The organism is Lysobacter silvisoli (genome assembly GCF_003382365.1).
GTDB lineage: Bacteria > Pseudomonadota > Gammaproteobacteria > Xanthomonadales > Xanthomonadaceae > Lysobacter > Lysobacter silvisoli.
Genome location: NZ_QTSU01000003.1, coordinates 324,132 through 345,675 on the forward strand (window position 1 = coordinate 324,132; position 21,544 = coordinate 345,675).

24 protein-coding genes are annotated in these 21,544 nt (G+C 70.3%); 13 read left to right on the forward strand and 11 right to left on the reverse strand.

Annotated elements, in window-relative coordinates; genetic code table 11:
• Positions 1-231 precede the first annotated feature (231 nt).
• The 4 genes from DX914_RS16515 to DX914_RS16530 all read right to left on the reverse strand — a co-directional run bounded on the left by DX914_RS16515 (position 232) and on the right by DX914_RS16530 (position 3,366).
• Positions 232-1,266 carry a class 1 fructose-bisphosphatase gene (locus DX914_RS16515; protein WP_115860766.1) on the reverse strand — a complete coding sequence of 345 codons (1,035 nt, stop codon included), beginning with the start codon at positions 1,264-1,266 and terminating at the stop codon, positions 232-234.
• A gap of 81 nt (positions 1,267-1,347) precedes the next feature.
• Positions 1,348-1,839 carry an anthrone oxygenase family protein gene (locus DX914_RS16520; RefSeq protein ID WP_115860768.1) on the reverse strand — a complete coding sequence of 164 codons (492 nt, stop codon included), beginning with the start codon at positions 1,837-1,839 and terminating at the stop codon, positions 1,348-1,350.
• Positions 1,840-1,871: 32 nt separating this feature from the next.
• A complete protein-coding gene (locus DX914_RS16525; RefSeq protein ID WP_115860770.1) occupies positions 1,872-2,780 on the reverse strand; it encodes a TolB family protein in 909 nt (302 codons plus the stop codon).
• A gap of 100 nt (positions 2,781-2,880) precedes the next feature.
• Positions 2,881-3,366, reverse strand: a complete 486-nt coding sequence (locus DX914_RS16530; protein ID WP_115860772.1) for a hypothetical protein — start codon at positions 3,364-3,366, stop codon at positions 2,881-2,883.
• Positions 3,367-3,502: 136 nt separating this feature from the next.
• Between DX914_RS16530 and DX914_RS16535 the strand changes: the two genes are divergently transcribed.
• The 3 genes from DX914_RS16535 to dinB all read left to right on the forward strand — a co-directional run bounded on the left by DX914_RS16535 (position 3,503) and on the right by dinB (position 5,962).
• Positions 3,503-3,937 (forward strand): hypothetical protein, encoded by a 435-nt coding sequence (locus DX914_RS16535; protein ID WP_115860774.1) that lies wholly within the window; start codon positions 3,503-3,505, stop codon positions 3,935-3,937.
• 23 nt (positions 3,938-3,960) lie between these two features.
• On the forward strand, positions 3,961-4,422 hold the full coding sequence (locus DX914_RS16540) for a hypothetical protein (protein ID WP_115860776.1): 462 nt from the start codon (positions 3,961-3,963) through the stop codon (positions 4,420-4,422).
• A gap of 409 nt (positions 4,423-4,831) precedes the next feature.
• Entirely contained in the window at positions 4,832-5,962 is a 1,131-nt protein-coding gene (dinB, locus tag DX914_RS16545) for a DNA polymerase IV (protein WP_115860778.1), read from the forward strand.
• Positions 5,963-6,064: 102 nt separating this feature from the next.
• Here the strand turns inward: dinB and DX914_RS16550 are convergent, their stop codons facing one another.
• From DX914_RS16550 to DX914_RS16560, 3 genes are all read right to left on the reverse strand, one after another.
• A complete protein-coding gene (locus DX914_RS16550) occupies positions 6,065-7,114 on the reverse strand; it encodes an MBL fold metallo-hydrolase (RefSeq protein WP_231118308.1) in 1,050 nt (349 codons plus the stop codon).
• Between the two features lie 102 nt (positions 7,115-7,216).
• Complete coding sequence (locus DX914_RS16555; RefSeq protein WP_115860780.1) at positions 7,217-7,750, reverse strand: GNAT family N-acetyltransferase; 534 nt, start codon at positions 7,748-7,750, stop codon at positions 7,217-7,219.
• Positions 7,747-8,097 carry a hypothetical protein gene (locus DX914_RS16560; RefSeq protein WP_147300712.1) on the reverse strand — a complete coding sequence of 117 codons (351 nt, stop codon included), beginning with the start codon at positions 8,095-8,097 and terminating at the stop codon, positions 7,747-7,749. Before DX914_RS16560 ends, DX914_RS16555 begins: the two co-directional genes overlap by 4 nt.
• Positions 8,098-8,276: 179 nt before the next feature.
• Here DX914_RS16560 and DX914_RS16565 point away from each other — a divergent pair, with 179 nt between their 5' ends.
• The 6 genes from DX914_RS16565 to DX914_RS16595 all read left to right on the forward strand — a co-directional run bounded on the left by DX914_RS16565 (position 8,277) and on the right by DX914_RS16595 (position 14,031).
• The gene (locus DX914_RS16565) at positions 8,277-8,942 is read left to right on the forward strand and encodes a response regulator transcription factor (RefSeq protein ID WP_115860784.1); all 666 of its coding nucleotides are present in this window, start codon (positions 8,277-8,279) and stop codon (positions 8,940-8,942) included.
• Positions 8,939-10,318, forward strand: a complete 1,380-nt coding sequence (locus tag DX914_RS16570) for an ATP-binding protein (protein WP_115860786.1) — start codon at positions 8,939-8,941, stop codon at positions 10,316-10,318. Before DX914_RS16565 ends, DX914_RS16570 begins: the two co-directional genes overlap by 4 nt.
• A 100-nt stretch (positions 10,319-10,418) precedes the next feature.
• Positions 10,419-11,015, forward strand: coding sequence for a hypothetical protein (locus tag DX914_RS16575; protein WP_196778945.1), 597 nt, complete (start codon positions 10,419-10,421; stop codon positions 11,013-11,015).
• 66 nt (positions 11,016-11,081) lie between these two features.
• Positions 11,082-12,395, forward strand: coding sequence for an NIPSNAP family protein (locus DX914_RS20425; protein WP_196778946.1), 1,314 nt, complete (start codon positions 11,082-11,084; stop codon positions 12,393-12,395).
• 298 nt (positions 12,396-12,693) lie between these two features.
• On the forward strand, positions 12,694-13,398 hold the full coding sequence (locus DX914_RS16590) for a helix-turn-helix transcriptional regulator (RefSeq protein ID WP_115860790.1): 705 nt from the start codon (positions 12,694-12,696) through the stop codon (positions 13,396-13,398).
• Positions 13,399-13,644: 246 nt separating this feature from the next.
• Positions 13,645-14,031, forward strand: coding sequence for an HU family DNA-binding protein (locus DX914_RS16595; protein ID WP_115860792.1), 387 nt, complete (start codon positions 13,645-13,647; stop codon positions 14,029-14,031).
• A gap of 565 nt (positions 14,032-14,596) precedes the next feature.
• On the opposite strand, the gene DX914_RS16600 is transcribed toward DX914_RS16595, so the two are convergent.
• Both DX914_RS16600 and DX914_RS16605 read right to left on the reverse strand, forming a co-directional pair.
• Positions 14,597-15,229, reverse strand: coding sequence for a response regulator transcription factor (locus DX914_RS16600; protein WP_115860794.1), 633 nt, complete (start codon positions 15,227-15,229; stop codon positions 14,597-14,599).
• A complete protein-coding gene (locus DX914_RS16605) occupies positions 15,226-16,377 on the reverse strand; it encodes a sensor histidine kinase (RefSeq protein ID WP_115860796.1) in 1,152 nt (383 codons plus the stop codon). The genes DX914_RS16600 and DX914_RS16605 overlap by 4 nt, the downstream gene beginning before the upstream one ends.
• 146 nt (positions 16,378-16,523) lie before the next feature.
• On the opposite strand from DX914_RS16605, the gene DX914_RS16610 reads away from it, so the two are divergent.
• The 3 genes from DX914_RS16610 to DX914_RS16620 all read left to right on the forward strand — a co-directional run bounded on the left by DX914_RS16610 (position 16,524) and on the right by DX914_RS16620 (position 19,303).
• A complete protein-coding gene (locus tag DX914_RS16610; protein WP_115860798.1) occupies positions 16,524-17,243 on the forward strand; it encodes a DUF2306 domain-containing protein in 720 nt (239 codons plus the stop codon).
• A gap of 39 nt (positions 17,244-17,282) precedes the next feature.
• Positions 17,283-17,795: a DUF6622 family protein gene (locus tag DX914_RS16615; RefSeq protein WP_115860800.1), complete on the forward strand. Its 513-nt coding sequence runs from the start codon at positions 17,283-17,285 to the stop codon at positions 17,793-17,795.
• 119 nt (positions 17,796-17,914) lie between these two features.
• A complete protein-coding gene (locus DX914_RS16620) occupies positions 17,915-19,303 on the forward strand; it encodes an FAD/NAD(P)-binding protein (protein WP_115860802.1) in 1,389 nt (462 codons plus the stop codon).
• A 24-nt stretch (positions 19,304-19,327) separates the two neighbouring features.
• On the opposite strand, the gene phhA is transcribed toward DX914_RS16620, so the two are convergent.
• A complete protein-coding gene (gene phhA, locus DX914_RS16625; RefSeq protein ID WP_115860804.1) occupies positions 19,328-20,221 on the reverse strand; it encodes a phenylalanine 4-monooxygenase in 894 nt (297 codons plus the stop codon).
• 129 nt (positions 20,222-20,350) lie between these two features.
• Here phhA and DX914_RS16630 point away from each other — a divergent pair, with 129 nt between their 5' ends.
• Positions 20,351-20,827 (forward strand): Lrp/AsnC family transcriptional regulator, encoded by a 477-nt coding sequence (locus tag DX914_RS16630; protein WP_115860806.1) that lies wholly within the window; start codon positions 20,351-20,353, stop codon positions 20,825-20,827.
• Between the two features lie 7 nt (positions 20,828-20,834).
• Here DX914_RS16630 and DX914_RS16635 read toward each other — a convergent pair whose 3' ends face one another.
• Positions 20,835-21,527, reverse strand: coding sequence for an aspartate/glutamate racemase family protein (locus tag DX914_RS16635; protein ID WP_115860808.1), 693 nt, complete (start codon positions 21,525-21,527; stop codon positions 20,835-20,837).
• Between the last annotated feature and the right edge of the window lie 17 nt (positions 21,528-21,544).

Below are 21,544 nucleotides of genomic sequence, written 5' to 3' on the forward strand. Positions count from 1 at the left end.
CGCGCCAGGAGCCTGCGGCTCGCGCGGTCCACCGTTGGCCATGTCCGCTCCCCGCCCTGGACGCATAGCGCGTCCGTGCCGATGGGCAGAATTAACTACGTCGCGGGTGACCGAAAGCGGACACCGCGATGACGACGATCGCGGTGTTGGGACGAACTGCCGGCCGTGGCGGAGCCGCCTGCCGGCGACTCACCTGGATGAATACGCGGTACGCGGCGGCCAGCGGCCAGTTCAGCCGCGGGCGTCGTGCTCGGTGTGGTAACGCACGGCCGTCTCGACCTCGCGCTTGCTGCCCAGGAACACCGGCACGCGCTGGTGCAGGCCGGTGGGCTGCACTTCCAGCATGCGCTGGCGGCCGGTGCTGGCCGCGCCGCCGGCCTGTTCGACCAGCAGGCTCATCGGGTTGGCCTCGTACATCAGCCGCAGCTTGCCGCCCTTGTCGGCGCACTTGGCGTCCAGCGGATAGCTGAAGATGCCGCCGCGGGTCAGGATGCGGTGCACGTCGGCCACCATCGACGCCACCCAGCGCATGTTGAAGTCCTTGCCGCGCGGGCCTTCTTTGCCGGCCAGCAGATCGGCCACGTAGGCCTGCATCGGCGGCTCCCAGTAGCGCTGGTTGGACATGTTGACCGCGAATTCCTTGGTCTCTTCCGGAATCGTCATGCCGCGCGTGGTCAGCACGAAACTGCCGACCTCGCGGTCCAGGGTGAAGGCGTGGGTGCCGTTGCCGATGGTCAGCACCAGCATGGTGCTGGGGCCGTAAGTGGTATAGCCGGCGCAGACCTGCTCGGTGCCCGGCTGCAGGAAGTCCTTGTCCTCGGCCTGGGTCACCCCGTCGGGCGCGCGCAGCACCGAGAAGATCGTGCCCACGGAAATGTTGACGTCGATGTTGGACGAGCCGTCCAGCGGATCGAACAGCAGCAGGTAGTTGCCGCGCGGGTACACGTCCGGAATCGGATGCGAGGTGTCCATCTCCTCCGACGCCAGCCCGGCCAGATGGCCGCCCCAGGCGTTGGCTTCGAGCAGGATCTCGTTGCTGAGCACATCCAGCTTCTTCTGCGCCTCGCCCTGAATGTTGCCGGTACCCGCATCGCCCAACACGCCGCCCAGCGCACCCTTGCCCACCGCGATCGAGATCGACTTGCAGGCCCGCGCCACCACCTCGATCAGCAGGCGCAGATCGGGACTGATGCGCCCGGCGCGCTGCTCCTCGATGAGGTAGCGGGTGAGGGAAATGGAGGTACTGGCGCTGGGGGCCTGGGTCATGGGGGCGGGGCGGGCGGTGGCGAAGCGGCCATTATCGCCGATGGGGCCCGTGCGGGCATGCGCAAAGCCCCGTGTCTGCCGTCAATACGCGGTATGTATCGACAATACCCAGACGAACAGTGCCGCCGCTCCCAGGCTGGCCACCGTGCGCACATGGTTCCACCGCGTCCACTGCCGCAGATAGCGCTGCCACACCGGCAGTGCCGCCTCGCCCGCGCCCTGCGCTGCCTGCAGCGCATTGTTCAGCGGCACGTTGAAGACCACGGTGCAGACGAACATGCCGACCAAGTAGAGCGTGCCGCCGGCCAGCATGGCGCCGGCGCCGGGGCCGCCGCGGGTCAGGGCCAGGCCGGCCAGGGCCAGCGCGGCCAGGGTGGTCGCCCAGAATAAGGGCATGAACAGCGAACGCAGGATCACGCGGTTGATCGCGTTCATCGCGGCGATGCCTGCGGAGGGGTCGATGCTGGCGAAGGCGCGCATGATGAAGGCGCTGAAGGCGAAGTAGAGGCCGCCGATCAGGGCGCAGCCGAGCGCGGCGAACCAGAGCAGGGCGACGGTCAGGGTGTCGAGCATGCGCAGCCTCCGATGATCGCGGCGGCCGGTTCCTAGCGCGGCGTGCGCTCCAGGACGTAGTCCACCGCATACAAATCCATGCCCAGCGCATCCGAGCGCCGCGCCGAGTACAGCAGGCGCGAGGGCCGCGACCAGTCGAGCATGGCGCCGTAGCTGTCCTGGCGCTCGTGGTTGATCGGCGCGGGCAGGCGGACGCCGGCGCCATAGTGCCCCTTGTGCGGCACGGCCACAAACAGGTCCACGCGCGATTGGCCGAAGTCGGCGGCGCGTGCGAACACGATGCTGCGGCCGTCGGCCAGGAAGGTGGGATCGAACTCCTGGGCGGCGGTGTTGAGTGCGCCCGGCAGGCGCTGCGCGCTGTCGAAGCGGCCGGCGCGCCAGCGCGCCGTGTACAGGTCATGCCCACCCGCGCCGCCGGGACGGTCGCTGGAGTACAGCAGCAGGCGGCCGTCGGGCGAGAGCATGGGCGCGAATTCGTTGCTCGTGCTGTTCACCGCCGCGCCCAGGGATTCGACCGGGCCGTAGCCCTGCGCCAGCACCGCGACGCGATACAGGTCGTCGCCGCCGAGACCACCGGGGCGGTCGGAGCAGAAATACAGGTAACGGCCATCGGCGGAATAGGCGGGGTCGAAGTCGCGGCCCGCGGAGTTGAACGGCAGCGGTGCGGCCGGTCCCCAGCCGTCGACGCTGCGGCGCGAGATCCACAAGTCGTAACCGCCAGCGCCGCCGGGGCGGTTGCGGCTGAACCAGACCGCGCTGCGGCCGTCGGGGCTAAGGGTGAGGCGGATCTCGGCGTATTGGGTGGAGGCGATGTCCGGTGCGAACAGCGTCGGTTCGCCCGACGCGCGCAGCGTCACCGTGTCATCGCCGGCAACGGCCGGTGCGCATGCGCTCGCGGCGATCAACGCCGCAAGGCTCAGATTGAGCGTACGTAAAGTCATGCGCGGGTCCGGCAGGGAGCGATCCCAGCATCATCGCGCCGCCCAACGCCGCCGACCACGCGAAGATCGCGCGCGAGGGCAAGCCAGACTTAGCCTGCGCTCAGCGGCAGCGCAGATGCCGTTCGGTCACGCCGAAGTCCTGCGCGACCTGGCGCAGGTGGGCGCCGCCGCGCATGGCCGAGCGCATGGCGATGCGGCGCAGGGCGATGAACACGCCCCAGGCCGAGGGCACTTCGACCGTGCCCGCGGCGCTGGCGTGCGCGAGCAGGCGCGCGTGCGACTCCGGCCCCAGCGCCACGCCCAGGCGTTGCTCGAAGCCCTGACGGTCGCGCGGCACGTACAGCCGGCGTCCGCCCAAGGCGCGTACGAAGCGCAGCATGGCGGCGAAGCCGTCGTGGCCGGCGATCTCCGCCGCCACCCAGGGCAGCGCGGCCAGCACCGCCACGCGGTGCTGTTCGCAGAACTCGCACAGCGCGTCGAAGGCCGCCGTGTCCGGCGGCGGCAGGCCCAGGAACAGGGCGGTCGGCGCCGCCGCGCTGGGCGGTGCGGCGGCGGCAAGGGACGGCGGCGCCAAGGTCGTGTGCATACCGACTAGAACGCCGCCACCGCGGCGCCGTGAAGGCCGCGCGCGTGAAGCCCCGGCGGCTGCGTGCGGCTTCCGCATGCCGCCGCGCGCGGCGGAAGCCTACAAGGACCACTCCAGCCCACCGTAGGAGCAGACCATGCCGTACACGATCAACGCCGGCGCCAATGCACTGGCCATCGCCGAGCGCGAATGGGCCGCAGCGGCCAACGTCGCCGCCGTCAACGGCGACACCCAGCCGACCATCCAGTTCACCGCCTTCACCTCCTGCATCGGCATCGCCGCGCGCAATGTCGCCGCCACCCAGGTCATCGGCATCCACCTGTCGATCTACGACGGCAACACCATCTTCACCGCGGCCGACGTGCCCAACGTGATCGCGATCCTGACCGCGCAGAACTACGACGCCAACAACGTCTTCATCATCGGTCAGACCTCGGCCTGGGAGGCCTCGGTCAACGCCGCCTACGCGGCCCTGGTCGCGGCGCTGCCCAACGCGCAGATCTACACCCTTGGCGACGGCACCTATGGCGCCGGCATCAGCGCCGGCGGCGCCTTGGAACCCACCTACTGAACCCTGTCAGCGGAGAACCCCGTATGCGCACGATCGCCGTATTCGCCGCCGCGTGGCTGGCCCTGTGGGTCCTGCCGGCGCGCGCCGAGGTCTGCACCAACCTGGTCACGGTGCAGATGAGCGCCATCCCCGAAATGAACGGCCAGAGCGGCGGCCATCTGGCCGCGCACGTACCCAACGTGACTCCGCCGCAGGGCTGGACCCAGCAGGGACGCACGCTGTTCTGGGACCGCCAGGCCTGGGAAGAGGCCTACGACCAGCTCGCCCGCCAGCAGGTGCCGCTGTACTGCGCCGACAACGCGCCCAACGGCTCGGAGGCGGCGCGCACGATCTATCGCCAGTACTTCGCCCATCAGTGCACGGCCGCCAACGGCCAGGGCGTGTGCACCCGCGCCAACGACGTGCAGGTGAATGCGGTGCAGATCGTGATGCGCCGGATCAACGACCGTTGGGTGGTGTACACGGCGTATCCGACGCCGAACTGAGCGGGTTGCTGGTGTAGTTCCCCCCCTTTGAAAAAGGGGGCTAGGGGGGATTTGCTTTCCGTCACTCGTGCGAGAAAAAGCAAATCCCCCGCGTAGCTGCGAAGTACAGACCTCGCGAGTTCGTCCAGCGCCGCCCCCTTTTTCAAAGGGGGCAATGGATCCGACGCCGAATCGAGCGGTTGCTGTTGCAGTTCCCCCCTTTGAAAAAGGGGGGCAGGGGGGATTTGCTTTCCGCCACGTGTGCGAGAAGAAGCAAATCCCCCGCGTAGCTGCGAAGTACAGGCTCCGCGAGTTCGCCCAGCGCCGCCCCCTTTTCCAAAGGGGGCAATGGAGATTCGTCGCACCACCGGGACTAGGGCGCGACCCGCTGCGCGCGCTAGCATGCGGCCACCCCACCGCGGCGCCGCCCGTGTCCGTCCCCAACCGCAAAGTCCTGCATGTCGACATGGACGCGTTCTACGCGTCGGTCGAGCAGCGCGACGATCCCGCGCTGCGCGGCGTGCCGGTGGTGGTGGCCTGGCGCGGCGCGCGTTCGGTGGTGTGCGCGGCCAGTTACGAGGCGCGCAAGTTCGGCGTGCGCTCGGCGATGCCGGCGGTGCGCGCCGAACGCCTGTGCCCGCACGCGGTCTTCGTGCCGCCGGATTTCGTGCGCTACAAGGCGGTCTCGCGCCAGGTGCGCGAGATCTTCTCCCGCCACACGGACCTGATCGAACCGCTGTCGTTGGACGAGGCCTACCTGGACGTCACCGCGACCAAGACCGGCCTGCCCAGCGCCACCGCCACGGCCGAGGCGATTCGCGCGGCGATCCGCGAGGAGACCCAGCTCACCGCCTCGGCCGGCGTGGCGCCGAACAAGTTCCTGGCCAAGATCGCCTCGGACTGGCGCAAGCCCGACGGCTTGTTCGTGATCCGCCCGCAGCAGATCGAGGCCTTCCTGGCGCCTTTGCCGGTGGGCCGCCTGCCCGGTGTGGGCAAGGTGATGGAGGCCAAGCTGGCCGAGCTGGGCGTGCAGGTGGTGGCCGACCTGCGCGCGCTGGGCGAGCAGGCGCTGGAACGGCGCTTCGGCCGTTGGGGCCGGCGCCTGCACGAGTTGTCGCTGGGCATCGACGAGCGCGCGGTGGAGCCGGAGCGGCCGACCCTGCAGATCTCGGCCGAGGACACCTTCGAAACCGACCTGCGCCTGGACGAGATCGAACCGCACATCCGCCGCCTGGCGTCCAAGACCTGGGCCGGCTATCAGCGCGAACCGGGGCGGCTGGCGCGCACCGTGGTGCTCAAGCTCAAGACCGCCGACTTCCGCGTGCTCACCCGCAGCTTGACCCAGCCGATGCCGCCGGGCAGCGAGCGCGAGCTGGCCGACATCGCCTGCGCCTTGCGCGCGCGGGTGGAGCATGCGCCGGACACCTTGTACCGCTTGGTCGGCGTGGGGCTGTCGGGGTTCGTGGATGAGGACGGGTATCGGGCGCAGACGGATTTGTTCGCGTCTGAGGAAGCATCGCTGCCCCCCGATCGACTTCCCCCTTTGGAAAAGGGGGATTGAGGGGGATTTGCTCTTAGGGGCATTGGGAGCAAAAGCAAATCCCCTAGCCCCCCCATTTTCAAAGAGGGGAACAGAAACAAAGGGGGATCGACGCGACGGAGATCAACGCGACGCCGTGCGCCACCACGCTGCGGTCGGCGGCGGCGCGTGCAGGTCCACCGTCTGGCCCATCACCGGCGTCAGCGTGGCCACGTCGGCCGCTTGCGCCAGCGCGGTGATGCGCTCCATCGGGTCGGTCCAGGCGTGCATGGCCAGGTCGAAGGTGCCGTTGTGGATCGGCAGCAGGCGGCGGCCGCGCAGGTCCAGGTGCGCCTGCAGGGTCTGCTCGGGCAGCATGTGCACGCCCGCCCATTGCGGGTTGTAGGCGCCGCATTCCAGCAGGGTCAGATCGAAGGGGCCGTACTTCTCGCCGATCGCCTTGAAGCCGTCGAAGTAGCCGGTGTCGCCGCTGAAATACAGATTCAGCGACGGGCTGCGGATCACCCACGAGGTCCACAGCGTGGGGTTGTCGGCGAACATCGCGCGACCGGAGAAGTGCTGCGAGGGCGTGGCGACGAAGTGCATGTTGCCGATCTCGGCGCTCTGCCACCAATCCAACTGCTTGACCTTCGCCGCGTCCACGCCCCATTCCACCAGCAGGTCGCCCACGCCCAGCGGCGCGAGGAAATGCTCGGTCTTGTCCGCCAGCGCCAGCACCGCGGCCTTGTCCAGGTGATCGTAATGGTCGTGCGAGAGGATCACGCCCTTGATCGGCGGCAGTTCCTCGATGCGCATGGGCGGGGCGTGGAAGCGCTTGGGTCCGGCCCACTGCACCGGCGAGGCGCGTTCGGAAAACACCGGATCGGTCAGCCAGAACGCGCCGTCGAGCTTGAGCAGCACGGTGGAATGGCCGAAGCGCACCAGGGTGCCCTCCGGTGCGGCCAGCAACTGCGCCTGGGTCAGCGCCGACACCGGCGGCGCGGTGCTGGGCACGGTGTCGGCGGGCTTGTCGAACAGGAAGCGCCACAGCATGGCCGGCATTTCGCGCCAGCCCACGGTCTTAGGTTCGACCGGGTTGCGGAAGCCGCCGTCGCGGTATTGCGGCGAGTCGGGATAGGGGAGGGAGCGGCAGGCGCTCAGGGCGGTGGCGGTCATCAGCAGGCTAGTCGTCATCAGTAGGAACAGCGCGCGTCTCGCGCGCGGGCGGCGCGTCGCTCGCGCCGGGGAGGGCACGCGCACGGCGGTGCCGGGGATGGGATCGTGAGCGGCCATGGTTCAATGCGCGTCGTCGGCCAGCGGCAGCACGTAGCGCAGCGATTCGATCCGGGTCGCGCGCCGCGGCAGATCCAGCGCGCGCGCCGCCTCGCTCCAGGCCGGCGCATGCCATTGCAGGTTGGCGCAGCCGAAGCGGCGCGCGGCGGCCAGCGCCTGTTCGAACAGCAGCGCTTCCACCGCGCGCTCGCGCCAGTCGGGGCGCACGTACAGGCCGTCCAGGCTGAGGTGGTAGGCGCGTTCCAGCAGCGACAGGCCGACGCTGGCGCTGGCATAGCCCACCGGCTCCTCGCCGGCGTAGGCAATCCAGGCCCAGGCGCGCAGCGGCGGCTCGAACAGCGCTTCCTCCAGCTCCAGCAGGGTGTCGCGCGCGGGGCCGTAGGGCAGGCGTTCGAATGCGGCCTGGCCGGCGTGCTCGTCGCACAGGCGCAGCAGCGCGGGCAGGTCCTCGCGGCGCACCGCGCGGGCGATGGTCGCGGCCTGGCGCGAACGCACCGGGGCGATGGCTGGTGCGCTGTGCAGGGCGGGCGCGTTCATACCTCGGCCCCCAGGTCGACCGCGCCGGCATCGGACGGCGCGCAGCCCAGTGCGCTGCGGCGCTCGCGCACCAGCTGCAGGCGCCGCTCGGCCTCGTTCAGCGCCGAACCGGCGGCGGCGTAGCGCACGCCCATGGCCATCGGCAGCACCGCCTTCCAGGCCGACTTGCGTGCGTTGCGCGCGGCGTCGCGGCTGCGCTCGTTCAGGACCTGCTCCTGCGCCAGGCGCTCGCAATCCAGCTCGGCGAGTACGGCGATCGGGGTCTGGCTGCGCGGGATAGACGCGCAGCCGGCGAGCAGGGACGGGGTTAGGATCAGGACCAAGGCGGGATGGGGCGGGGCGTGCATGCGCTCTCCGTTCGGTCCGGCCCGTGGGGGAGGGCCGGCAACACGATGCTGCGCGGCGGGTTTTAAGAAGTTTTTAAACGCTTTAAGAACTTCTTAATCGCCTGCGCGCATGCTGTTTCCATGCCCTGCTCGCTTCAGCTCAGAACGCCCCGCTCATCACGCACGCACCGGTTGCCGCAATGAACATCCTGCTGGTCGAAGACGACACCATGCTCGCCGAAGCCGTGCGCGACGGACTGCGCCGCAACGGCTTCGAGGTCGACTGGGTCGGCGATGCCGCGCGTGCCAAGACCGCGCTGGTGGATCACCACTACGCCGCGGTGCTGCTGGACCTGGGCCTGCCCGGCAGCTCAGGCCTGAGCGTGCTGTCGACCCTGCGCGGCCGTTATGACGCCACGCCGGTGCTGATCCTGACCGCGCGCGACAAGCTCAGCGACCGCATCGTGGGCCTGGACGCGGGCGCCGACGACTACATCGTCAAACCGTTCCAGCCCGACGAGCTGTACGCGCGGTTGCGCGCGGTGATGCGCCGCAGCCAGGGCCGGGTGTCGCCGGTGCTCAGTTACGCCAACCTGGTGCTGGACCCGGCGCGACGCGAGGTCACCCGCGACGGCGAGGCGGTGGCTCTGAGCGCGCACGAGTTCCGCACCCTGATGCTGCTGATGGAGCGCCAGGGCCGCGTGGTCACCCGCGAGCAGTTGGAGGAAGCGGTGTACGGCAGTTCCGGCACCATCGAGAGCAACACCATCGCCGTGTACATCCACCAGCTGCGGCGCAAGCTCGGCGAGCACGTGATCGCCACCGTGCACGGCTACGGCTACCGCATCGGCGGGACCACGGCATGAGGACGCGGTCGCTGCGCTGGCGCCTGACCTGGGTGCTGCTCAAGGCCGTGTCGGTGGCCTGGCTGGTGTGGATGAGCTGCCAGATGTGGCAGCAGCGCAGCGAGCGCACCGGGCTGTGGGATGCGTCCTTGCACGTGATCGCCGACCAGATCCTGGGCTCCATGCCCGATGGCCTGGAGCGCCTGCCCGCGCCCGCGCCGCGCGCGCCGCAGCCGGGCACGCGCGACTGGAAAATGAGCTTCCAGGTCTGGGTGGGCGGGCGCAACGTGGTGCATTCGGCGGCGGCGCCGGCCGAGGCGCTCAAGCCCGACTTCCGCGACGGCTTCGCCACCCGCGAGATCGGCGGCGAGCGCTGGCGCGTGTACAGCCTGACCGATCCCAAGCGCGGCATCGTGGTCCAGGTCGGCCGTTCCAAGTACCAGATCATCGACGAAATGCGCGGCTGGATGGCCTGGAGCGCGATGGCCGCGGCGCTGCTGTTCGTGCTGTTCGGCATCGCCGTGTGGGTGGTGATCGGGCGCTCGCTGCGGCCGCTGACCGCGCTGCGCAAGACCATGCTGGAGCGCAAGCCGCTGGACCTGACCCCGTTGCAGGCGCCGGGCCTGCCCAGCGAATTCCGGCCGCTGGTGGATGCCTTCAATGCCCAGCTCGAGCGCGTGGACGCGGCCGTGCAGCACGAGCGCCGCTTCATCGCCGACGCCGCGCACGAGCTGCGCACGCCGCTGGCGGTGCTGACCGCGCATGCCGACCTGGCCCTGCGCGCGGATACGATCGAGGAAAAGAACGCGGCGCTGCAGCGCCTGAGCGCGGGCGTGCAGCGCAGCGCGCGCCTGTCGGAACAGCTGCTGGATCTGGCGCGCCTGGACGCGGGCGCCGACATTCCCACGCTGCGGCCGGTGCTGCTGTCGGAGCTGGTGGTGCTGGTGGTGCGCGACTTCGAAACCCTGGCCCGCGACCGCCGCCAGCGCGTGAGCCTGCTGTCGCAGCCCAGCACCATCCTGGGCGACGTCGACCAGCTCGGCATCCTGCTGCGCAACCTGATCGACAACGCGGTGCGCTACGCCGGCGAAGACGGCCAGGTGTCGGTGTCCTGCCTGCCCGCGCAACGCGACGGTGTGCACGGGGTGGAGCTGCGCGTGGCCGATAACGGCCCCGGGGTGGCCGCCGACGACCGCGGCCGCATCTTCGACCGCTTCTTCCGCGTGCCGGGCCAGTCTGCGCCGGGCCGCGCCGAAAGCGGCAGCGGCATCGGCCTGTCGCTGGTGGCGCGCATCGCCCAGATCCACGGCGCGCGCATCGAGCCCTGCGACGGCATCGACGGCCGCGGCTTCTGCATCGCGGTGTTCTTCCCGGCCGCGCCCGATCCGGGGGCGTGAGCCCGACCCAGGCGAAATCGCAATCCAGGCTACTGACAGGGCGCTGTCAGCAGCGCCCGCGCAGTCTGTGCCGGTGCGAACGGCACGGGCGGAGCGCGACATGGACCGGCAACGACGACGAATCCTGCAGTGGTCGCTGGCGGCCCAGGCGACGGCGTTGGCCGCCGCGCTGCCCGGCTGGCCGGCGCACGCCCACGAGCCCACTAACGGATCTACGCCCATGCCCAACGCACGCGACGGACGCCACGATTTCGACTTCTACCACGGCCGCTGGCAGGTCAAGAACCGGCGCCTGAGCCAGCGCCTGGCCGGCAGCGACGAGTGGATCGAGTTCGACGCCATCGACGAATGCAAGCCGGTGCTGGGCGGGCTGGGCAGCATCGACCGCTACACCACCGACTGGGGCGGCGGCATCGTCGGCATGGCCCTGCGCCTGTACCGGCCGCAGACCCGGCAATGGCATGTGTACTGGGCCAGCGATCGCGACGGCGTGCTGGAGCCGCCGCTGGTCGGCGCCTTCCACGACGGCGTCGGCGTGTTCGAAGGCCGCGAAGCGCACGAAGGCCGCCTGTTGCCCTCGCGCGCGGTGTGGTCGCAGATCACCCCCACCAGCCTGCGCTGGGAACAGGCGCTGTCGCCCGACGAGGGCAAGACCTGGGAAACCAACTGGGTCATGCACATGACCCGCCTGGCCTGAAGCCGCACCGCAGCGAGCCGCACGCATCCCCACCCCCGCGCCCGCCCGGGCGCAGCGAGAGACGTCATGAACGACAACCGCGCCAACGATGGCCGTCACGACTTCGATTTCTTCCACGGCCGCTGGCTGCTGCGCAACGAACGCCTGCGCCAGCGCCTGGTCGGTTCCGACGACTGGGAAACCTTCGCCGCCACCCAGAGCTGCGAACCGATCCTGGGCGGCCTGGGCAACCTGGACGACTTCGTCACCGACTGGGGCCGTCCGGGCCAGGGCGAGAAGTTCCTGGGCATGACTCTGCGCCTGTTCAATCCCGAAACCCGGCAATGGAGCCTGTACTGGGCCGGCAACCACGACGGCGTGCTGGAGCCGCCGGTGGTGGGCGCGTTCAAGGACGGCGTGGGCACTTTCGTCGGCGCCGCCGAGCACGAGGGCCGGCCGGTGCTGGCGCGTTTCACCTGGGACCGCATCAGCGCCAACACCGCGCACTGGCACCAGGCGTTTTCCGCCGACGGCGGCAAGACCTGGGAGACCAATTGGCACATGTGGATGCGGCGCATGGACGAGCACGATCGCCTGGTCCACGACGACGCGGTGATCGAGCTGCGCCAGTACACCCTGCAGCCCGGTCGTCGCGAGGAACTGGAGCGCTTGTTCGACCGCGAGTTCGTCGAGCCGCAGGAAATGGTCGGCATGCACGTGATCGGCCAGTTCCGCGATCTGGACGACGACGACCGCTACGTCTGGCTGCGCGGCTTCCCGAGCATGGCCGCGCGCGCGGCCTCGCTGGACGCGTTCTACACCGGCCCGGTCTGGCAGCGCCACCGCGACGCGGCCAACGCGACCATGATCGACAGCGACAACGTGCTGCTGCTGCGCCCGGCGCGCGCGGGCTCCGGCTTCCGCGCGGCGCCGGCGGCGCGCGCGGCGGTGGACGGGGCGCGCAACCAGCGTTCGCTGTACGTGGCCGGCATCTGCTCGCTGAACTCGCCGGCGGAGGAAGGCTTCACCGACCTGTTCGACACCGCGTTCGCGCCGCTGCTGCGCGCCTCGGGCGCGGAGCTGGTGGCCACCTACCTTACCGACCCCAGCCCCAACACCTTCCCGCGCCTGCCGGTGCGCGAGGGCGAGCGGGTGTTCGTGTGGTTCGCGCGCTATGCCGACGAGGACCATTGGGCCCGGGCCACGCGCGCGCTGAACGAAGATCCGCGTTGGCGCGACACCCTGGTGGAGGCGATGTTGGGCGATCTCACGGCCGCGCCGACGATGCTGCGGCTGGGGCCGACGGTGCGGTCGGAGTTGGGCGATGCGGGACGCGTAGGCGCCACCACCGATGCTGGCCGCGACAATGACGCGGAGGCGGAGCTGGCCTACGCGGTGTGACTCGCATGCTTCGGGGTAGGAGCTGCGTGAGCTGCGACTGCGAATCCGCAGCTACGGCGCGACATCAAGAGCATTCGCGCTACGCGCTCACCCCCTCACCCTGACCCTCTCCCGTAAACGGGAGAGGGGACGCATCCGAAGCCGCTGCTTTAAAGTCCTCTCCCGCTTGCGGGAGAGGGGTCGGGGTGAGGGCCGCCCCGCCGCACCTCCACTCAAGCAAGGCCACCATGCCGACCACCCGCCATCGCCAGAACCCCGCCCCGCTTGAGACCCACCCCCGGGCGCGGGATCATGCGGCATGCGCCGCGCCGACCGACTGTTCCTGCTGATCCATGCCCTGCGCGGACGCCGTCAAGCGATCACCGCCCAGCAGCTCGCGCAGACGCTGGAGGTCTCGCTGCGCACGGTCTACCGCGACGTGGCCGATCTGCAGCGCTCCGGCGTGCCCATCGAAGGCGAGGCCGGCGTGGGCTACGTGCTGCGCAAGGGCTCGGACATCCCGCCGCTGATGTTCAGTCCCGACGAACTCGAAGCCCTGGTGGTCGGCACGCGCTTCGTCCGCGCCTTCGGCGGCGAGCGCCTGGGCGCAGGCGCCACCGCGGCCCTGCTCAAGATCGAGGCGGTGCTGCCGCCGGAGCTCAAGGAGCGCAGCCGCCGCACCCGGATCTTCGCGCCCAAGCTCGGCGACCGGATCGAAGCCAGCGGCCTGATCGACGTCCTGCACGAGGCGATTTCCGAAGGCCGGGTGCTGCGCATGACCTACCGCGACGGCGAATCGCGCAGCAGCCAGCGCGAGATCGAACCGCTGTGCCTGTCGTTCTGGGGCGGCAGCTGGACCTTGGGCGCCTGGTGCCGCCTGCGCGGGGATTTCCGCAACTTCCGCCCCGACCGCATCGTCGATCACGCCGCCACCGGCGAGCGCTTCCAGGACGGCGCCGAACGCGGCCTGACCGCCTACCTGCGCTCGGTCGGCGCCGATCCGGCCGCCGCCGAGCAGGTCTGAGCGCGGCGAACGAGCGTGGCGGCGAACGCGATTCGACAGTAGAACCGTGTTCGCCGGCGCACCGTTCCGCCGCACGCTGCGGCCCCAAAAGCCCGGTTTCCGCCACCGGTTGCTGTATGAAAGCGAAAAAAAGCGCTTTTTCGACCTTCCGACGCTTGGCGTGGCCGCGATGTTGCCCTACATTCCGCCTTGCCGAGGGGGTTTCCTGGCAACCCATCCATTCAATCGAGTACCACCGGGACATATATGGCGACGAAGAAGAAAGCTGTTGCGAAGAAGAAGGCCGCTCCGAAGGCTGCTGCCAAGCCGGCCGCCCCGAAGCCGATCAAGGAAGCCCTGAGCAAGTCGGGCCTGGTCGCGCATCTGGCCGAAACCACCGGCGTGGTCGCCAAGGACGTGCGCGCGATCCTGGGCGCGCTGGAAGGCGCCGTGCACGCTTCGATCAACAAGAAGGGCGCCGGCGCGTTCACCCTGCCGGGCCTGCTGAAGATCACGGCCGTCAACGTGCCGGCCAAGCCGAAGCGTAAGGGCATCAACCCCTTCACCAAGGAAGAGCAGTGGTTCGCCGCCAAGCCGGCGTCGGTGAAGGTCAAGGTGCGTCCGCTCAAGAAGCTCAAGGACGCCGCGGCCTGATCGCTGCGACACCTTGCGCGGAGCGCGGCGCCAGCCGCCTCCGCAGCACAAACGGGCCGCCTCTGCGGCCCGTTTGTTTTTGCGGCCCTGCCCCCAATCGGTGCCGCCTCGATCGCCCCTTGTAGGAGCGGCGCAAGCCGCGACCGCGCCAATGCGATCCACCGCGCCAGCCCGGCAGCCGAGACATCACGGTCGCGGCTCACGCCGCTCCTACCCCAAAGCCCGCGTCTCAATTCATCCGCAGCGTGATCGCCTTCAGCCGGCCGTGGACCTGCCGCATTTGCTCCCTGTAGGAGCGGCGCAAGCCGCGACCGCGCCAATGCGATCCACCGCGCCACTGCAGCCGGCCGAGACATCACGGTCGCGGCTCACGCCGCTCCTACCCCAAAGCCCGCGTCTCACTCATCCGCAGCGTGATCGCCTTCAGCCGGCCGTGGACCTGCCGCGTTTGCTCCCTGTAGGAGCGGCGCGAGCCGCGACCGCGCCAATGCGATCCACCGCGCCAGCGCCGCCGGCCGAGACATCACGGTCGCGGCTCACGCCGCTCCTACCCCGAAGCCCCGGCTCAAATCACCCGCAGCGTGATCGCCTTCAGCACCGCGCGCGTGCGGTCGCGGGTGTCCAGCTTCTCCAGGATCACCGACACGTAGTTCTTGACCGTGCCTTCGGCCAGGAACATGGCGCGGGCGATCTCCTTGTTGGAGTAGCCGCCGGCCATCAGCCGCAGCACCGAGACCTCGCGTTCGCTGAACAGCGCGCGCGGCGCGTCGTCGGCGTGGTAGCGGTAGCGCGCGCGCACCGGCTCGGTGCTGACCGGCTGCAACAGGGTGTCGCCGCCGGCCACGCGCACGATCGCCTCGTGCAGGTCTTCCGGCGCGGCGTCCTTGAGCAGGAAGCCCTGGGCGCCGGCCTCGGTCGCGCGCAGCAGCAGCTCGCTGTCGTCGAAGGTGGTCAGCAGCAGCACCGGGGTGCGGTCGCCGCGCTCGCGTAGCCGCTCCAGCGCGGCGATGCCGTCCACGCCGGGCATGCGGATGTCGCTGAGCACCACGTCCACCGGCGTGTCCTGCAAACGGTCCAGCAGGGCCTGGCCATCGTCGGCCTCGAACGCGATTTCCACGCCCTGGCGTTCCAGCAGCGCGCGCAGGCCGGCGCGGACCAGGGCCTGATCGTCGGCCAGGGCGATGCGCAGCGCGCTCATGCCGGCAGCTCCGCTTCGATGCGCAGCGCACCGTGCACCGTGCTGCTCAGCGCCAGGCGGCCGCCGGCGGCGGCCACGCGCTCGCGCATGCCGGCCAGGCCGTTGCCCTCGCGCAGCGGTCCGCGCAGGCGGCCGTCGTCTTCCACGCTCACGCGCAGCAGGCGGCCGTCGCGAACCACGGCCACCTGCACACGCTCGGCGTCGGCGTGGCGCGCGCTGTTGGTCAGCGCCTCCTGCACCAGGCGCAGGAGGGTCTCGGCCAAGGCCGGATCGGTGAGGTGCACGTCCTCGGCAATGGACAGCTCCAGCCGCGGCCGCGGCAGCGGCGCGGCCAGCGCGCGCAGGGCGGTGGCCAGGTCCAGGCCGCGCGAGTCGCGCATGGCCTGCACCACGTTGCGGATGTCGCCCAACAGTTCGGACGACAGGCGTTGGGCGATGGCGATTTCCGGCCGCTTGGCATAGTCGGGATCGGCAGCCAGCGCGCGCAGGTTCAGGGTCATCGCGGTGAGCTTGTGTCCGGCCACGTCGTGCAGCTCGCGCGCCACGCGCAGGCGCTCGGCGTCGCGCGCGCTGTCGGCCAGCAAGGCGCGCGTGGCCAGCAGATCGGCGTTGACGCGAGCGAGCTGGTCGCGCGCATCCTCGGCGCTGCGCGCATAACGCGCGACCAGCGCGGCGAAGGATTGGAAGCCGGCGAAGATCAGCACCACGATCAACGCCGCCCGGTGTTCGCCGGCGCGCAGCACCAGGTACAGGCCCAGGTCGATGGCCAGCACCGCGGCCACGGTCCAGCGCGCCGGATAGACCATGGCCAGCTGCGCGGCCAGGATCACCAGCAGCGCCGGCGCGGTGCCCGCGCGCGGCGCCAGTCCGGCCACGACCAGGGCGCTCACGGCCTGAGTCGCGAGCAGCAGAGCGCGCGCGGTGTGCTGCGCCGGGCGCAGGAAATCGCCGATCAGGAACGCCGCGGCGAAGCCGGCCATGGCCAGCCACACCGCCGGGGTGCCGCGGCTCTGCTCGAAATTCAGCGACAGCGCCACGGCCAGCCAGGTCAGCAGCGCGGGCAGGTTCAGCGGTTGGAACAGCACGCGCAGCACCGGCTGGCCGGCGGCGACGCGGCCCATGACGGAAAAGGATTCGGGGAGGGGCATGCGGCCATGCTGCGGCGCGCCGGCGTCCGCTGGCAACGGCCGCGCAGCGAAAAGTGACTTCCGGCAGGTCGCGGCGGTGACCGCGGGCACTGCGCTGCTCCGGCGTCGAAGCGGAGCCTGTGCTCATCCCAGCCGGAGCCGCCGCCATGACCGCCTACCAGACCCTAGTCGCCGTGCACGGTGCCGTCGGCACCCTGGCCCTGGCCACGTTCTGGACCGCCGCCGCCGCGCGCAAGGGCAGCGCGCTGCACCGTCGCGCCGGCCAGATCTATCTGCTGGCGATGGTCGGCATCCTGCTCACCGCCGTGCCGATGGCGCTGTGGCGCTACAGCCGGGGCGACGTCTACACCGCCGCATTCCTGGGCTATCTGACCGCGATCACCGCCAACGGCGTGTGGGCGGCGTGGCGCGCGATCCGCGACAAGCACGACGTGGTGCGTTACACCGGGCCCGTATACGTGGCCTCGGGCCTGCTCGCCTTGGCCGCCGGCATCGGCGTGCTCGCGCTGGGCCTGAAGGACGGCTCGCCGCTGTTCATCGGCTTCTCGTCCATCGGCCTGTACGTCGGCTACGACACCTTGAGCAAACGCCTGCGCCGCGAGCGCCTGGCCGCGCGCCCGCGCTGGTGGATGACCGAGCATTACAGCGCGATGCTGGGCAACGGCATCGCCACCCATATCGCCTTCCTCGCCATCGGCTTGCCGCGCCTGCTGCCGGCGGCGAACGGCACCACGCTGCATTATTTCGCCTGGTTCGGCCCGCTGCTGGTGGCGGTGATCGCCAAGCTGATGCTGGACCGCAAGTACGCCGCACCTCGACGTGCGTCGCCGGCGGCCGTCGTCGCTGCGCGTTCGACCGCGGTTTGATCGCGGACCTTTTCCTGCTACTCACAGAGCACCGATGCCATGAATCCGATCCAGATCCTGCAAGGCACGCCCGCGTGGGTGTTCGCATTGTTCGCTGTCCTGGCCTGGCTGGGCGCGCGCCGGCTCAAGCCGCAGACCCTGCCGCTGGCGCGTGTGTGGCTGGTGCCCGCGATCTTCGTGATCTGGGGGCTGGCCGGCTTGTTCGGCCATCGCGCCGCGCCTTGGGACACGCTCGCGTTCTGGCCGCTGGGCGCGGTCTTGGGCGCCGCGCTGGGCGCCAGCCTGGCGGTGCCGCTGCAAGTCGACCGCCAGCATGGCCTGGTGCGCCAACCCGGCAGCGTCGTGCCCTTGCTGCGCAATCTGGGCTTCTTCGGCGCGCACTACGTGCTGCAGGTGGCGATGGCGGTGCGGCCGGACTGGCGCGACCGCCTGCTCGGTTGGGACCTGGCGGTGTCGGGCTTCAGCCTGGGCTACTTCGCGGCGTGGTCGGCGCGCTTCGTGCAAGGCCTGCGCCGCGCGCCGCACAGCGACCTGCTGGTGCCGGCCTCATAACCTTGCGCTATGAGGGTCTGAAACTTGGTTGGGTGCCGCTCACGCGCCGCTAACCCCGGCTTTACCAATGCCCGCATCCGATCCACTAGAACAGAGCCTCCCCCCACGGAGGCGAGCGCATGCGGATCACGATCATCGGTGCCGGCTTCAGCGGCAGCGCCCTGGCGACCGAACTGGCGGCGCAAGCCGGACCCGGCCACGACCTGACCCTGGTCGGCGTGGCTGAGAGCTACGGCCGCGGTGTGGCCTACGGCGAGGCGCGGCCGGAACACCTGCTCAACGTGCGCGCGCGCGACCTGGGCGCCACGCCGGACTATCCCGGCGAATTCGCCGACTGGCTCAACCTGACCGAACGCGCGCGCCAGAGTTTCCTGCCGCGGCTGATGTACGGCGAATACCTGCACGCGCGCCTGCGCGCGGCCGCCGATACCAGCGACGCCGCGCTCAACCTGGTGGAACACGAAGCGATCGCGGTCGAGCGCAGTCCCGGCGGCTTTCGTGTGCACCTGGCCGACGGCAGCGACTTCTTCAGCGAACGCGTGGTGCTGACGCTGGGCGCATTGCCGCCGCAGCCATTGGCCGGCGTGGGTCCGCGCCTGGCCGTGCACTCCAGCTATCTGGGCTGGCCCTGGCAGGACGGTGCGATAGACCGCATCGATCCCGATGCGCGCCTGCTCGTGGTCGGCACCGGCCTGACCATGGCCGATGTGGTCGCGACCCTGCGCCGGCGCGGCCACCGCGGCCCCATCGACGCGTTGTCGCGCCACGGCCTGCTGCCGCGACGCCATCTGGACGAGGCCTGCGTGCCGGTGGCGCTACCGCCCACGGTGCTGCAGGCGCTGAACGCGCACGACCTGGGCCAGCTGCTGCGCGCGCTGCGTTCGCTGCTGCCGATCGTGTCGGACTGGCGCGCGCTGATCGACGCGCTGCGACCGTATCTGCAGGGCTACTGGCGCGGTCTGCCCGAGGCGCAGCGAGGTCGCTTCCTGCGCCACCTGCGCTCGCATTGGGAAAGCGTGCGCCACCGCCTGGCGCCGCAGGTCGCGGCCGAGCTGGACCTGCTCCAGGTCAGCGGCCAACTGCGCGTGCGCGCCGGCCGGCTGTTGCGCGCACGCCGCGGCGCCGACGCGGTGGAAGCGCTGATCCGCGAGCGCGGCCAAAGCCAGGTGCGCAGCGAGAGCTACGACGTGCTGATTCGCGCCACCGGTTTCGACACCGACATCGAATGCACCACCCACCCGCTGGTCGCGCACCTGCGCGAATCGGGCCTGATCAGCGCCGACCCGCTGGGTCTGGGCCTCAATACCTCGGAGCGCTACGAAGCGCTGGACGCCAACGGCGCGCCGGTGCGCGGCTTGTACTGCCTGGGCCCGCTGCTGCGCGGCCGTTTGTGGGAAATCACCGCGGTGCCCGAGTTGCGCGTGGCCGCGCGCGCCCTGTCGCGGCAGCTGCTGGCGGCGCCGGCGCAACGCGAGGACGAAGTGTCGCGATGGGCGGCCCGGGCCTGAGCCCGGGCTACTGCGGCGTCGGGCTCAGACGTCGCCGTCGTTGAGCCAGCCCTCGCCGGTGCCGCGCTGGTACACGCGGTCGCCGGCGAGCACTTCGCCGGCCGGCACCGAGCCTTGCGCGGCGAGCTGCGCGTACAGCGGGGTGAAGTCCGGCGAGGTCGCGTCCATCAACTGCTCGAAGCTGTCGATGACGAAGTAGGTCTTCTGGTAGGTGTCGATGCGGTAGCGCGTGCGCATGATCCGCTGCAGATCGAAACCGATGCGGTTGGGCGCGTCCGATTCCAGGCTGTAGATCGACTCGCCCTTGGACGAGACGATGCCGCTGCCGTAGATGCGCAGGCCGTCGGCCTGCCTGATCAGGCCGAACTCCACCGTGTACCAGTACAGCCGGGTCAGGTTGACCAGCGCCTCGGGCCCGATCGCGTGCGCCTTCACGCCGCCGCGGCCGTAGGCCTGCATGTAGTCGGCGAACACCGGGTTCATCAGCAGCGGCACGTGGCCGAACAGGTCGTGGAACAGGTCCGGCTCGCTGAGGTAGTCGATCTGCTCGGGCTTGCGGATCCACCAGGTCACCGGGAAGCGGCGGTTGGCCAGATGGTCGAAGAAGGTCAGCTCCGGCAGCAGGCCTTCCACGCCGATCAGCTCCCAGCCCGTGGCCGCGCGCAGCACCCGGTTGAGTTCGTCGAACTTGGGGATGCGGTCGGGCGACATGTGCATGGCGCGCTGGGCGATCAGGAACTCGTCGCTGGCGCGGCCGACCAGGATCTTCTGCTGGCGCTCGAACAGCTGCGCCCACACCGCATGGTCGGTGTCGCTATACGACGCCCACGGCTGCTCGATCACGGCCGTGGTGTAGACCGGCACGTAGCCCTTGTCGGTGAGCTGGTGTTCGACGCGCTGCGGCGTGGTGGCGTTCATGGCGGCGGCTGCGGAGCGGGGGTGATCCGTGACTGTAGCCCCGCAGCCGCGCAAGAAGCTTGCGTTGTTGCGTCCATTATGGGATTTGGCGCAATATTCTTGCGTTACGGTTGAAACTATTGCACGAATATGACCGCCATCCAGCTCGATCGCACCGACCTGTTGCTGCTGGCCGAACTCCAGCGCAGCGGCCGTCTGACCAATGCCGAGCTCGCCGAACGCGTGCACCTGTCGGCCTCGGCCTGCCTGCGCCGGGTGCAGCGGCTGGAACGCGAGGGCGCGATCGCCGGCTACCGCGCCGAGGTCGACGCCGAGCGTGTGGGCCTGGGCCTGCAGGCTTTCGTGCGCGTGCAGCTCAACCGCCACGATGCCGAGGCGGTGGCCGACTTCAGCCGCTTCGTCAACGACTGGGACGAGGTGGTGACCTGTCACGCGCTCACCGGCGACATGGACTACCTGCTGCTGGTGGCGGTGCGCGACCTGGAGCACTTCTCGCGCTTCCTGCTCGACCGCCTGCTCAACCAGGCCGGCGTGGCCGACGTGAATTCCAGCTTCGTGCTGCGCACGGTCAAGGCCTTCCGCGGGTTGCCGTTGCCGGGACGGTAGCGCGCGGTTAGCCGATCGACGCCAGTGCCGCCGCGCGCGCATGCAGCGCGGTGGTATCGAACGCCGGCACCTCCACGTCCTGCGGTCCGATCAGCAGGCCGATCTCGGTGCAGCCCAGGATCACGCCCTGCGCGCCGCGCGCGACCAGGCCGGCGATGATCCGTTGGTACTCGCGGCGCGATTCCTCGCGCACCGTACCCAGGCACAACTCGTCGTAGATCACCCGGTGCACGCGCTCGCGCCCGTCGGCGTCGGGCACCAGCACCTCCAGGCCATGCCGCTCCTGCAGGCGCTGGCGGTAGAAATCCTGTTCCATGGTGAAGCGCGTGCCCAGCAGGGCCACGCGCTGCAGCCCAGCGGCGAGTATGGCCTCGCCGGTGGGATCGGCGATGTGCAGCAGCGGCAGTCCGGACAAGGCCTGCACCGTGTCGGCCACCTTGTGCATGGTGTTGGTGCAGATCACCAGCAGCTCGGCGCCGCCCGCGCGCAGGCCGCGCGCGGCCTCGCCGAGCACGCGCCCGGCCTGCTCCCAGTCGCCGGCGTGCTGCAGGCGCTCGATCTCGGCGAAGTCCACGCTGTACAGCAGCAGCCGCGCCGAGTGCAGTCCGCCCAGCCGCTCCTTCACGGTCTGGTTGATCAGCCGGTAATAGGGAACCGTGGATTCCCAGCTCATGCCGCCTAGCAGGCCTAGGGTTTTCATAGGGTGAGTATAGGTGC